Source organism: Flavobacterium marginilacus (assembly GCF_026870155.1).
Taxonomy (GTDB): domain Bacteria; phylum Bacteroidota; class Bacteroidia; order Flavobacteriales; family Flavobacteriaceae; genus Flavobacterium; species Flavobacterium marginilacus.
On the sequence record NZ_CP113975.1, the window covers coordinates 1,089,562 to 1,102,842 of the forward strand.

The window sequence follows — 13,281 nt, forward strand, 5'->3', positions numbered from 1 at the left end:
ACTAAACCCTACTCATACCGCAATGCCTCAATAGGATCTAGATTTGCCGATTTTACAGAAGGATACAATCCAGAAACGACAGCAACAATAAAACTGGTTACAAAAGCGGCTATAATGGCTCCCCACGGAATTACAAATGCAAAGTTCATTGCAGTCGAAATTCCAAGACCAATTAAAATTCCAAAAATAATTCCGATCATACCGCCAATTTGGCCAATCAGCAGTGTTTCAATAAAAAATTGAAAGGCAATGGTCGATTTTTTTGCTCCCAAAGCTTTTCGGACTCCAATCTCCCGTGTGCGTTCCGTTACCGAAACGATCATAATATTCATCAAAGCGATAGATGATCCCAAGATTGTAATAATTCCTATGACCCAAGCAGCCGTATTTAAATATTCCGAGATGCTCATTATTTTATTGATTAAATCATCACTTCGTACTACGCCAAAATTATTATCTTTTACAGGACTTAATTTTCGAATTCTGCGCATCATACTAATAGCATAGTCAGTAGCTTGGTTTAATAATTCTTTTTTCCCGACCATTACACTCACAGAATAGTTAATGTTGGGCGATGTAAATAAAGATCGGGCAACTTGTATAGGGATCAAAACTCTTAAATCCTGACTGTTTCCAAAGGTGGATCCTTTCTCCTTCAGCAGGCCAATCACTTTAAATTTGGCGCCGCGTACAGAAATCGTTTTACCTATAGGATTTACATCTTTCAAAATTCCTTTTGCAAAATCAGATCCCAGCACACAAACGTAAGCATTGTTTGAAATGTCAAAACTGGTAAAATTTCTTCCTGAGCTGGTTTCCAGACCAGAATTAGTTAAGAAACGGTCATCAACCCCTAAAACGCTTATTTCAGGGTCAGTTTTTAAAGATTCATATTTTACTTCAGCAGTCGATGTGGCAGTAAAGGATAATGACGTTTCGGTCATTGGGTAATTATATTTATTTTTGAATGCCACTGCTTCGGGATAGGAAATAATAGGGTTTATAACTTCACGTTCATCGCCGCCATGTCGTCGGGACGTATTTTCGTATTGGCTGATGTTAAATGTATTGGCTCCCATCGAAGCAAAGTTAGATGACAGGGTGTTGCCAAGTGCTGCTACAATAGTCAGGATTCCAACTAAAGCAGTTATACCAATGGCGATAATCAGTACCGTAAGAGTGGTTCGTAATATTTGAGTCCGGATAGAACCCAAAGCGATTCGAATATTTTCTTTGAATAGTTTTATCATAATATCGTTTGACACGAAAATACAATTTTTGTTACAATTACTATTTGAGAAATTCTGCTAATTTTTCTAAGGAGCTTATTCCAGCTGTCCACTATATCTGTTGTCCCGAACTCCGGGACAACAGGATGTCGTTCCCATCTGGGCTAGGGCATTTCATCATTAAGGAAGTTTTAATTAAAAGTTGAAATTTTCAAAAGGAATTATTTTAAAAGTAGGATATTTGCAGAATTATTTAAAAAGGATGTTTATAGGATTTAGTTATTTTTTATCTGAATCCAAGAATCTAATAAATCTGAAAATCTAATAATCTAAAATAAATGGCTTCAAAACCAAGCATTCCAAAAGGAACCAGAGATTTTTCACCTGCTGAGGTGGCAAAAAGGCAATACATTATCCAGATCATAAAAAGCAATTTCGAGAAATTTGGATTTCAGCCTATAGAAACTCCTTCATTCGAAAACTCCGAAACCTTAATGGGTAAATATGGAGAAGAAGGAGACCGATTGATTTTTAAAATATTGAACTCCGGTGATTATTTGTCAAAAGCTAATGAAAGCCATTTGGAAGCCAAAGACAGCACGAAATTAACATCAAGCATTTCGGAAAAAGCCTTGCGTTACGATTTAACCGTTCCGTTTGCACGTTATGTAGTGCAGCACCAAAACGAAATCGAATTTCCTTTCAAAAGATATCAAATTCAGCCTGTTTGGCGCGCCGATCGTCCGCAGAAAGGACGTTTCAGAGAATTTTTTCAATGTGATGCCGATGTGGTGGGTTCAAAATCGCTGTGGCAGGAAGTAGAATTGGTGCAATTGTATGATTCGGTTTTTACTGCATTAGGATTAGCAGGAGTAACCATAAAAATCAATAACCGAAAAATTCTTTCGGGAATAGCCGAAGTAATCGGAGCATCAGATAAATTGATTGATTTTACAGTAGCCTTGGACAAACTCGACAAAATAGGCGAGGATGGTGTAAAAAAAGAAATGATCGAGAAAGGAATTGCCGAAGAGGCGATTGCCAAAGTTCAGCCGTTATTCAATTTTACAGGCACCATCTCAGAGAAAATAGAAAAATTATCAGTACTGCTTTCTTCATCAGACGAAGGATTAAAAGGTGTTGAAGAACTGCGTTTCATTTGTGACAATGTGCAGAATTTAGGATTGTCAACTGCAGGTTTGGATTTGGATGTAACATTGGCCAGAGGATTAAATTATTATACAGGTGCTATTTTTGAAGTAGCTGCTCCAAAAACTGTTGCTATGGGGTCTATTGGCGGCGGCGGACGCTATGATGATTTGACTGGTATTTTTGGATTAAAAAACATGAGCGGTGTAGGGATTTCTTTTGGTCTTGACCGAATTTATCTGGTTATCGAAGAATTGGGATTATTCCCGGAAGCAGTGACTTCAACTTCTAAAGCTTTGTTTATTAACTACGGCGAAAAAGAGGCATTTTATTCGATGAAAGCCATCAAAGAATTGCGTGCTTCAGGAATTAAAGTTGAATTATATCCTGATAATGTTAAAGTGGCTAAACAATTCCAGCATGCCGATAAACGATTTATACCTTATGCTGTAATCGTGGGTGATGCCGAAATGAATGAGAATAAATATGCTTTGAAAGATTTGGCTTCCGGAGAACAGAAAAAAGTAAACCTGGAAGAGCTGAAAGAGCTTTTAAAATAAAAAAAAGAGGCTGTTTTTACAGCCTTTTTCTATACAAAAAAGTGAATTCATTTTTATGCTTTAATGCGGACAGTAGTTTTTGTCCCGTCAAAAAGGACTTCTAATGTTTTTCCAACGGTACAGCTGACAGCACGGCTTTTAATATAGGATTTTATTACAGCTTCTTTATTGCCAGTTACAATAAGTTTTCCTGTCCCGCTTATAAAAGCATGTCCATTTGGACCAATATTGAGAGCAGTTTCAACACTTACAGTTCCGCCTTTAATTCTTAAATCTCCTATCGGGTCTCCTACTCCGGTTCCTATTTCCAGAGAGTTCCCTATTTCTAATGAAGTTCCGGAATTTACAGTTACTAAACCATTCCCTCCAGTAGCATTTCCTATATAAAGTGCATTTTTAACCAATACTTTTCCCGCATTTATATTTAACATCCCTGATGTGCCTTTGCCTAAATAAGCAGTATTTCTCATGCTGAATTGAGCAGCTAATGCATCAACGTTAATTGTTCCATTTAAAGTTGATAAGCCATTTGGGAAAAATGTTCCCGTTATAGTGATATTTGCGCCAGTATTTGTTGTGAATGTACGGGGGCGTTTGGCCATGGTTTCAGTGCCTGTAAATCCTAAATTTGCAGGGTTGTTAGGGCTTCCTGCCCCTATAATTAAATCCACTGTGATTAAATTAGCAAAATCAATACTGGTGTTATCCCAGTTTTTAACATTGTAAAAATTAGTGTCAGTTCCTCCTGTCCAGTTAATAATCTGGGCATTTGAAAAATTCACAAATCCAAAAAATGAAATTGCCAAAAGAAAAAATCTCATTTTTGTAATGGTAAAATTGGTCTTCATAGGCTGGTTTTTGTTTAGTTTTTAGTGTTAATTAATATTCATGGCGAACTCTGATTTTAAAATTGGCTGTGTGTAATTTTAAAAGTGAATATAAGCTGTTTTTTTAGTTAAATGTGGTTTGAAAAGCTGTTTAATTAAATAAAAAACAGCTGTATTCTTGGTGTTTTGGTTAAATGTTTGACAATTAAAGATAAAAATTTAACATTACTATCCTGTCGTGACCTGTATTTAGGATACTAAAAAACGAAAAATTAGAGAAATGATTTTTTAATTTTATGTAATATTATTTTATGGAGAATTAGTAAGGAAGAATTTAGCCTAACAAAAAACAATGCTGAATTTTATAAATTATCACGGATTGATTCGTGTAATTATTTTACAAAATTTGTTAAGCTTCAGGATTTGTAAAGATGTGTGGTTTGGTGAATTATTGTCAGTAAAAAAATATTTTTAATTGATATTTTAAAGAGTTAAGATAAACAGAATTGTTAATTTTTATGGGATAAATTTACTTTTTTCAAGCATCCAATTGTAAATTTTATCTTCACGGAAAAAATGTTCTACACTGCCATGATTTCCTCCTTTAACAATTGTAAAAGTGAGATTCGCATCGGGATTACAGGTTTGAATTGCTTTGACCATTTTTTTGGATTGCGAAATTGGAACAATGTAATCCCTGTTCCCATGAATGACCCAAAGTGGGATTGTTGCAAGATTGCATGCATCTTTTGTGTTTCCGCCTCCGCAAATGGCTACAGCAGCCGTAATTTTTTCAGGATATCTGCCTGCAAAATCAAAAGTACCGTAACCGCCCAGACTCATTCCGCAGACATAAACTTTTGTCAAATCGGTATTGTAATTGTTTTGTACATACTCTAAAACCTTCAGCAGTTTTTCGGGATCCCAAGCCCCATGAGCTACTTGCGGTGCAATTACAATGGCAGGAATTTCTTTTCCTCTTTCGATGGCCCGGATTACTCCGTAACGTTTTACACGGTTCAAATTTGTCCCGGAGAGGCTTTTGCCGTGCAGGAATAAGATAACAGGGGCTTTGTTGTCTAATATCTCCTGTTTAGGCAGATTAATCCAGAATGGATAGTCGGTTTGGTCTGTTATAGCTTTTAGTTGGGCTTGTACGGATGTAATTGTGCAAAGAATGAGTAGTAAGCAGTATAAGATGGGGGAGCGCATTATTGTTTTTTATGGATGATATTTTTGAGGTTTTGGTGGTCAAACTAATGATTCAAATAGAATTTTGTGACAACAGTTTTGGTCTGCGGTTTTTTTAACGCTAATTGTTGTTTTGTTAATCTCTTATTCTATTTTAAAAAATTGGTTATTAGAAATGATTTCTTTTAATGGGGACAAATCTTTTACCTGTGCTTTTTGCTGAAAAGCTGCTAAATGATTGTCATGATGCACATCTGAGCCAACAAAATCATACATTCCTTTCTTTAAAAGATTTTCGGTAATTTTAGTAATATTGTTGCCATAGTATCCCACTGTTGATAATAAATTGAGCTGAAACAGACAGCCTGTTTTTTTTAGTTTTAAATATTCATTGAAATTATTATGGTAGAATAAATAGCGTTCGGGATGTGCTAAAACAGGTATGTAGCCAGCTATTCTGAGATCAAAAAGAATATTATGCAAATGGATGGGAGGATTTATATAAGACATCTCTACAAGAACATAATTATCTTTTAAAGTTAATAATTCTCCAGATTGAAATAATTGAACAAATTGATCGTCCATCAGATATTCGGCAGCAGCACGGAAAGGGACATTTATGCTGTTTTTCTCTAGTTCTTTTACAGTTTTTTCTTTGTTGGTTAGAATCTGTTCTTGAGTATTGTCCCAAACATGCTGAATGATATGAGGAGTTGTTATAAATTGAGAGAAACCAAAACTAAGGAGTCTTTTTGTAAGTCTCAAGCTGTCTTCAAATGTTTTGGCGCCATCATCAATTCCTGGCAAAAGATGTGAGTGAATATCTATATGACTGTCAGGGATGAGATCCCTGAGTATTGGTTTTGATTTGAAAAGTGTAAGCATGCCACAAAGTTAAGAAAATAGTTTTTAGTGAATTCTGAGATTTGATAAGTAAATTTGAAAAAGTGCAGCAAATTAAATTCATGATAAAATAAGTTTTGCAATGGTTAAGTGAGATTTGTTAATTGATAATAAACTAATTATCGGATTATTGTTCTTTTTTTGCAGGTAATTACTGAATAATTTCGCATTAGCTTTTTATGATATTTATCTTTTTTTATGTTTAAAAAAAGATATCGATAATAAAATGCTGGTTTTTAGAGTATTTATGTTTTTCTGTTTTTTTTTTAATAGCTCCATTTGTTAAAAACATTATAATGTCTGTATATTTACAGCCGATTAGGAAAATTATTCAGCTCTAAAATGGGAGTTTGAATTGCGAAGCTGTATATTGAGGTGAGAGAAAATAGATTGAAATTATGAGAATTGAAATGCTTTCTTATAAATTTGATTTATTTATTTCATTGTCTTTTGGTGAAGCTGTTTTTTTTAAAATAACTAGCTGTTTGTTGTGAAATTAAGGCAGTTGAGAATTTAATTGAGTTAAAAAAGTTAATTGATGAACAAAGAAATTAAGATTTATATTGCAGGGCACAACGGAATGGTCGGCAGTGCTATTTGGCGAACACTAATTAATAGTGGATTTAAGAATTTAATAGGTGCTTCTAGTAAAGAATTAGATCTTAGAGATCAAAAAGCAGTTCGTGATTTTATTGCAAAAGAAAATCCTGAAGTTATTATAGATGCTGCTGCCCGTGTCGGTGGTATTCTTGCTAATAATGATTATCCATATCAATTTATTATGGAAAACATGCAGATTCAGAACAATCTTATTGATGCAGCTTTACAAAGTGGAGTAGAGAAATTTATTTTTTTAGGGAGTTCTTGTATTTATCCAAAGCTGGCTCCACAGCCTTTAAAAGAAGATTATTTATTGACAGATACGCTTGAGCCAACTAATGAATGGTATGCAATAGCAAAAATCACGGGTGTTAAGACCTGTCAAGCGATCAGAAAACAATTCGGAAAAGATTATGTCAGCTTAATGCCAACAAATTTATACGGCACTTATGATAATTTTGACTTGAACACTTCACATGTTTTGCCAGCTATGATACGTAAATTTCATGAAGCAAAAGAAAATAATAATGCTCCTGTTACCCTTTGGGGGAGCGGTACTCCAATGAGAGAATTTTTATTTGTCGATGATATGGCTAAAGCAGTTATTTTTGCGTTAGAGAATAAATTACCCGACTATTTGTATAATGTTGGAACAGGAGAAGATCTGACTATAAAGCAGTTAGCTGAAACTGTACAGCGGATTACAAGACATAAAGGTGAAATTATCTGGGATTCCAGTAAACCTGATGGAACACCTAGAAAGTTAATGGATGTTTCAAAAATGCATGAATTAGGATGGAAGCATCAGGTAGATCTTGAAGAAGGAATTCAAAAAACCTATGATTGGTTTTTGCAGAACGTAGGTAAATTTAAACAAGTTAAATTGTAGAGAAATGAGAAATTTTAATTAGACTAAAAGCCTTAACTTGTTTTTTCAGCTCAATTAAAATTAAAAACTTATAACTAAAAAATTAAAAAAATGAGCACTCAAAAAGTCGCATTAATAACAGGAATCACGGGTCAGGATGGATCTTATTTAGCCGAATTATTATTAGAAAAAGGATACCAAGTACACGGAGTTAAAAGACGCGCCTCCTCTTTTAATACTCAACGTATTGATCATATCTATCAAGATCAGCATCAAGCACATGTTGATTTCAAATTACATTACGGTGATTTGACCGATTCTACTAATATAATACGAATAATTCAGGAAGTACAACCTGATGAAATTTATAATTTAGGTGCTATGTCTCATGTGAAAGTATCTTTTGATTCTCCCGAATATGTGGCAAATGTAGACGGTATTGGTACTTTGCGAATTTTGGAGGCGGTAAGGCTTTTAGGATTAACTAAAAAGACTAGAGTTTACCAAGCATCTACTTCAGAATTATATGGTGGTTTGGCAGAAAATAAAAATGAAAAAGGTTTTTATGATGAAAGCTCTCCATTTTATCCACGTTCACCTTATGGAGCGGCTAAAATTTATGGTTTTTGGATTACTAAAAATTATCGTGAAGCTTACAATATGTTTGCTTGCAATGGAATTTTATTTAATCATGAATCGCCACGCAGAGGAGAAACTTTTGTAACCCGTAAAATTACGATGGCAACGGCAGCTATAGCGAAAGGAAAACAGGATTGTCTGTATTTAGGAAACCTAAACTCTCAAAGAGACTGGGGACATGCAAAAGATTATGTAGAAGCGATGTGGAGAATCTTGCAACAAGACGTTGCAGAAGACTATGTAATTGCAACAGGAGTTACGACTTATATCCGTGATTTTGTTCGTTTATCTTTTGCAGAAATTGGAGTAGAGTTATCTTTTGAAGGAGAACAAGAAAACGAAGTAGCTAAAGTTGTGGCTTGTAATAACCCATTATATCAACTGGAAATTGGTTCAGTAGTTGTACGTGTGGATCCTGAATATTACCGCCCTACCGAAGTAGATTTATTGATTGGTGATCCTGCAAAATCCAAACGATTGGGTTGGGAACCTAAATATGATTTAGCCGCTTTGGTAAAGGAAATGGTTGAAAGTGATTTGAAATTGTTTTAGAAAATGAATATTTAGTAAATAGAATTTTATTGAATAAAGTATTTTGTAAAATTTTAGCCACTTAAAAGATGATTTCAACAAATTAAATAATATTTTTTTATTTAGGTTATATAAATTTAATAGATATGAAAATCACAGCTGTTATTCCTATACGAAAAGGTTCAGAAAGGGTAAAAGATAAAAATGTAAAAGCATTTGGCGATACTAATTTGTTAGAGTATAAAATAAATGCATTGAAAGAAGTAAGTGAAATTAATGAAATTGTTGTTAATACTGATTCTGAAACAGCAATTGAAATAGCAATTAAAAATAATGTGAAATTTCACAGGAGGGAATCATTTTATGCTTCAACAGAGTGTCCTGCAAATGATTATTTTTGGTATTTAGGCGAACACACTGAATGTGATTTAGTAGCATATACACCTGTAACTAATCCATTTATTAAGCCAGAAACATTTAAAAAATGTATTGAACTTTTTGATTTTGCTACTGATAGAAGCATTGTAACCGCAAGCGTTGTAAAAGAGTTTTTATGGAGAGGTGATGCACCACTTAATTTTTCGTTACAAAAGCACCCTAAAAGTCAAGAGTTAACAGATATTCTTGCAATTAATTTTGGTCTATGCTTGTTGTCTAGAGAAACTCTTATAAAGTATAGAACAGTAATTGGACCTAATCCACAAATATATTCCGTATCTCATATTGAAGGATTAGATATTGATACACCCTTAGATTTTTTTATAGCTGAGCAAGTGTATGATAAGTTGAAGGAAAATACAGACTTTTTTAATAAATAATTAATATGTCAATTTGTAGCAAAATTATTGAGTCAATTAATGCTTCACTTCCAGAAATTCTTGAAAAAAGAAATACAAGAATAATGAAGGAAGATAACAGTTATGTGACCGAAGGAGATTTGCTTTGCGAAAAGATCGTTCGAAATTTTATAGCTGAAAATTTACCGGACTATTTTTTGGTTTCAGAAGAATCAACAGAACTTAATGTCATTAATTCTAAAAAAGAGAAAGTAATTATTTTAGATCCTATTGATGGTACTGAAAATTTTACATCTGGTTTGAAAGAATGGGGAGTGGCTCTTTGTGTTTATGAAAAAGGGAAGCATGTTGAGTCAATGCTTGCTTTGCCTGAATTAAATTGTTATCTTAAGACTGGAGATAGTATTACAAAATTCGAATCTAGAATTTGTGGCATTTCTTCAAGTTTAACTAAAGAAGATATTTTAAAATTAGAAACAGGGTTTGAATATAGAATTATAGGTTGTGCGGTTTATAATATGTATAATGTTATAACGGGATCTTTTTTTAGTTTTGAAAATCCGAAAGGAGCTAAAATTTGGGATATTATTCCTGGATTAAATTTAGCATTAGAAAATGGTTTATCAGTAATTGTTAATAATAAGAAATATTATGGAGAACTTCTTGACCCAGATAAAAAGTATCGTTTCAGAATTACAAACAAATAAAATTTACATTTTAGGGAAAGGTCCAACTTCAGGAAAAATCAATACGAGTATTCTTGAAGATGGTATAGTAATAAATATTAATGATTCTGAGCGTATCTTCCCTGGGCATTTTTGTTTAGTTCACAGTTTATGGGCTCACGAAAGCATAAAAGCTAATGGAGCAAAAGCAAAATGTTATTTTAGTTCGAGGGTTATGGCTCCTAGTACGTATTGGCATCAATTACCATACGAGCCCGAAACCTTCGAAACATCAGAGAGAACAATATCGATAATGGAAAATAATGAACTTTCTATTACTGATTTTTTATTTATTTCGGCAACTAAATTAGCGTTGGCAATTCAACATGAATTATCAAAAAAAATGGAAGTCTATTTTATTGGTTTTGATTTTTATAATAATGTTCCGAATGTAATTACTGATTTTTCAGATCATCAGCCTGAATACACTGAAATGGTTTTAAAAACGCAAGAAAGTGTTTTTAAAACTGTTAAAAGGTACTTTATACATTCAAGTAGAATAAATTTTCTGCATGTTGGAAATAGAACGTATAGTGATATTTCTATTGAAATATTCAACAGAGATGATGTAAATCTTACCAAGCCTAATAGTTTAAAACAAAATAATCAACTTTATCTTAAGCTTTTAGAGAATACAGAAAAAGGGTTTCCTATAGTTGTTGCTGAATTAACTAATAATCATATTGGTGATGAAAACAGATTAAGAGCGATGATTAGACTTGCGAAAGGTGCTGGTGCTAATGCTATTAAGGTTCAAAAAAGAGATGTTGATACATTTTATACTGAGGCAGAATTGAATTCTGAATACGTGTCTCCATTTGGAAAAACACTAAGAGATTATAGAAATGGCGTGGAACTTAACGATAAATTATTTGATGTTTTAATTGAAGAATGTGCAAATAATGAAATATTTTGGTTCCTGTCAATTTTAGATATTAATTCTTTTGAGTATGTTAAGAAATATGATCTGCCACTTTTAAAACTTCCTAGCACAATTTCTAAGCACAAGAATTTTTTATTAAATGTAGGAAATAATTTTAAAGGAGATCTTGTTATTTCTACTGGATTTACTGATATGGAATATGAAAAATTTGTTCTTCAAAACTTTACCCAAAATAGGAAACTGTTTTTGCTTCAATGCACATCATCTTATCCGGCTCCGCCAGAATCGTGTCAGATATCAGTCATAAGACATTATAATAATTTAAAAGTTAAAGAATATTCAAATATCATTCCTGGATATTCTAGTCATGATATCGGTTCAACTGCATCTATGATGGCACTTTCTGCAGGCGCGTTAATGATTGAAAAACATGTAAAATTGGGAGATTTAGATTGGATTCACTTTGATGGAGTAGCACTAGATTTATCGACTAATCAGTTTAGAACTTTTGTTCATGACATGAAAATTGCACAATCAATTTGTGGTAAACAAGAGAAAGAAATTCATTCTGTTGAACACCATAAGTATGAGCCAAATGAGAAGAGTAATTAAAAAATTAAATAGAGGCGTAAAGATGTTTGCTTATTGTTAAAAGCAGGTAATTTAAGACTTTTCTCCTTCTTTAGATTCTAAATTATTAAGTCAAATAGATTTTGATACCCCTAGCTTATTAATGAACTAATGATAAGTTTTAATTTACCACTAAACATTGAAAGACTAACAAGTAAATAACTTTACACCTCTAAAATTAAATATTAAAACTTTAAATTAGTTATTTGGAATATGCGAAGTACATCTAAATTAATTTTTTTTTATGTTTTTCAGGGTTATAGTAGTCAGAAAAAATAGTTATTTATATTATTTTAGTGACTATCTTTTTATTTAATATATTTATTAGAATTTATTTTTATGCAAAAAAAACACTTATTTATTTTATTACTATTTATTTTTACATATTGCAGTTCAGAGAAAGATTCTTTTTCAGAGAAGCCTCCAATAGATAGTAATAAGCCTTCATTTCCTGGCGACGATTTTACCTTATTACCAAAAGATCATGTGCCAGATTCTGATTTATATATTGAAGGAGAAATTTTGCAAAATCAAAGTGCCAATCCTAAATTTATGCTGTCTACAAGGAAGTGGCAGGGTATACCATCAATCGGTAAAGATAGATCGGGTAATTTGTATGTAGCATGGATTTCTGGTGGTGAAGGGGAGTCTAATAGTAATTATCTTACGGTTTCTGTAAGTAAAGATAAAGGAATGAGTTGGAGTCATGATAAATTGATATTGTCAGTTAATCCACAGGATTCCACAAGAATGAAAGATCCTAATTTCTTCAATGATAAGTTTGGAAATCTTTATATGTATTGGGCAAAGCATGTTCAAAAAAAAAATGTCGCAGCCAAGGAATGGATGATAACTTGGTATTCTAAATTAAGTCTTTCAGATGATGGCAATACTATTAATTATTCTCCTCCAAGAAGAATTGCTGAAGGGATTATGCTTAACAAATTATTTTACTCAAGTGTTTCAGATGAAGTGATGTTTCCTATTGCTCGATGGTATGAGGGCAATGCTGAATTGCATAAACCTTTTATATATAAGGCAAACTATGGAACTAAAAACTTGGTTAATTTCACAAAAGTAGGAGCAATTCCTGTGCCTGTTTCGATTAGTTATGTTTATGAACACATGCTTGTTCAACTTAAAGATAATACTTATTTAGGAATGGTTAGAACTCTAGATGGAATTTATTACTCTAAAAGTAGTGATGGAAATATATGGCAGGATGCCAAGAGATTTACTGCTCTTGGTGCTACTACACAATCCCGATTTTATTTGGGTAAATTAAATTCTGGACGATTAATACTTATTTTTAATAATGCTTATGATAGATCGAAAATGACAGTTTGCCTTTCTGAAGATGATGGTGTTAATTGGCCCTTTAAAATTATTATAGATAATTATAAAATACTTGATAATAGCTATAAAGGCGATTATGCTGGCGTAAGCTATCCAGACATGATTGAAACTGATCCAGGAGTATTGAATATAGTTTATGATCGTTTAAGATCTCCAGAAGGAGGTATTATTTTTGTTAAAATATTAGAAGATGATATCTTGAAAAATAATACGTCAAATATCTTTACAACAAAAATAAGTACATTAAAATAAAGTATAAAAAGCAATTTTAGAGTCTTGCAATAAAAAAACTAGGCATAAAATAGGTCGGATTTTATTGGTTTTTTATAGATAGAATTTTGATGACTATGATATAAGGTTAAAAGTTGCTTACCTTTTATGGTTTACAAAATA

11 protein-coding genes are annotated in these 13,281 nt (G+C 32.6%); 7 read left to right on the plus strand and 4 right to left on the minus strand.

Translation table 11 applies throughout. The annotated features are described in order from the left end of the window. Positions 1-8: 8 nt before the first annotated feature. Positions 9-1,250, minus strand: coding sequence for an ABC transporter permease (locus OZP07_RS04780; RefSeq protein WP_281638450.1), 1,242 nt, complete (start codon positions 1,248-1,250; stop codon positions 9-11). Positions 1,251-1,567: 317 nt separating this feature from the next. Here OZP07_RS04780 and hisS point away from each other — a divergent pair, with 317 nt between their 5' ends. Next, on the plus strand, positions 1,568-2,938 hold the full coding sequence (hisS, locus tag OZP07_RS04785) for a histidine--tRNA ligase (RefSeq protein WP_194640139.1): 1,371 nt from the start codon (positions 1,568-1,570) through the stop codon (positions 2,936-2,938). Between the two features lie 53 nt (positions 2,939-2,991). Here the strand turns inward: hisS and OZP07_RS04790 are convergent, their stop codons facing one another. The 3 genes from OZP07_RS04790 to OZP07_RS04800 form a co-directional block, all read right to left on the minus strand. Further along, entirely contained in the window at positions 2,992-3,786 is a 795-nt protein-coding gene (locus OZP07_RS04790) for a hypothetical protein (protein ID WP_281637483.1), read from the minus strand. A gap of 495 nt (positions 3,787-4,281) precedes the next feature. After that, on the minus strand, positions 4,282-4,977 hold the full coding sequence (locus tag OZP07_RS04795; protein WP_281637484.1) for a carboxylesterase family protein: 696 nt from the start codon (positions 4,975-4,977) through the stop codon (positions 4,282-4,284). 123 nt (positions 4,978-5,100) lie between these two features. Then, entirely contained in the window at positions 5,101-5,841 is a 741-nt protein-coding gene (locus OZP07_RS04800) for a tyrosine-protein phosphatase (protein WP_281637485.1), read from the minus strand. Between the two features lie 556 nt (positions 5,842-6,397). Between OZP07_RS04800 and OZP07_RS04805 the strand changes: the two genes are divergently transcribed. The 6 genes from OZP07_RS04805 to OZP07_RS04830 all read left to right on the plus strand — a co-directional run bounded on the left by OZP07_RS04805 (position 6,398) and on the right by OZP07_RS04830 (position 13,140). Then, a complete protein-coding gene (locus OZP07_RS04805) occupies positions 6,398-7,348 on the plus strand; it encodes a GDP-L-fucose synthase family protein (RefSeq protein WP_281637486.1) in 951 nt (316 codons plus the stop codon). Positions 7,349-7,438: 90 nt separating this feature from the next. After that, positions 7,439-8,518, plus strand: a complete 1,080-nt coding sequence (gmd, locus tag OZP07_RS04810; protein WP_281637487.1) for a GDP-mannose 4,6-dehydratase — start codon at positions 7,439-7,441, stop codon at positions 8,516-8,518. 125 nt (positions 8,519-8,643) lie between these two features. Next, positions 8,644-9,315 (plus strand): acylneuraminate cytidylyltransferase family protein, encoded by a 672-nt coding sequence (locus OZP07_RS04815; RefSeq protein WP_281637488.1) that lies wholly within the window; start codon positions 8,644-8,646, stop codon positions 9,313-9,315. Between the two features lie 5 nt (positions 9,316-9,320). Further along, a complete protein-coding gene (locus tag OZP07_RS04820; protein ID WP_281637489.1) occupies positions 9,321-10,001 on the plus strand; it encodes an inositol monophosphatase family protein in 681 nt (226 codons plus the stop codon). After that, a complete protein-coding gene (locus tag OZP07_RS04825; RefSeq protein ID WP_281637490.1) occupies positions 9,946-11,514 on the plus strand; it encodes an N-acetylneuraminate synthase family protein in 1,569 nt (522 codons plus the stop codon). The genes OZP07_RS04820 and OZP07_RS04825 overlap by 56 nt, the downstream gene beginning before the upstream one ends. A gap of 357 nt (positions 11,515-11,871) precedes the next feature. Further along, positions 11,872-13,140 (plus strand): sialidase family protein, encoded by a 1,269-nt coding sequence (locus OZP07_RS04830; protein WP_281637491.1) that lies wholly within the window; start codon positions 11,872-11,874, stop codon positions 13,138-13,140. The last annotated feature ends 141 nt before the right edge of the window (positions 13,141-13,281 follow it).

Coding starts and splice junctions, on each gene's coding strand:
- hisS (WP_194640139.1), top strand. CDS start 1,568: ATGGCTTCAAAACCAAGCATTCCAAAAGGAACCAGAGATTTTTCACCT.
- OZP07_RS04795 (WP_281637484.1), bottom strand. CDS start 4,977: ATGCGCTCCCCCATCTTATACTGCTTACTACTCATTCTTTGCACAATT.
- OZP07_RS04780 (WP_281638450.1), bottom strand. CDS start 1,250: ATGATAAAACTATTCAAAGAAAATATTCGAATCGCTTTGGGTTCTATC.
- OZP07_RS04790 (WP_281637483.1), bottom strand. CDS start 3,786: ATGAAGACCAATTTTACCATTACAAAAATGAGATTTTTTCTTTTGGCA.
- OZP07_RS04825 (WP_281637490.1), top strand. CDS start 9,946: ATGGAGAACTTCTTGACCCAGATAAAAAGTATCGTTTCAGAATTACAA.
- gmd (WP_281637487.1), top strand. CDS start 7,439: ATGAGCACTCAAAAAGTCGCATTAATAACAGGAATCACGGGTCAGGAT.
- OZP07_RS04805 (WP_281637486.1), top strand. CDS start 6,398: ATGAACAAAGAAATTAAGATTTATATTGCAGGGCACAACGGAATGGTC.
- OZP07_RS04830 (WP_281637491.1), top strand. CDS start 11,872: ATGCAAAAAAAACACTTATTTATTTTATTACTATTTATTTTTACATAT.
- OZP07_RS04815 (WP_281637488.1), top strand. CDS start 8,644: ATGAAAATCACAGCTGTTATTCCTATACGAAAAGGTTCAGAAAGGGTA.
- OZP07_RS04820 (WP_281637489.1), top strand. CDS start 9,321: ATGTCAATTTGTAGCAAAATTATTGAGTCAATTAATGCTTCACTTCCA.
- OZP07_RS04800 (WP_281637485.1), bottom strand. CDS start 5,841: ATGCTTACACTTTTCAAATCAAAACCAATACTCAGGGATCTCATCCCT.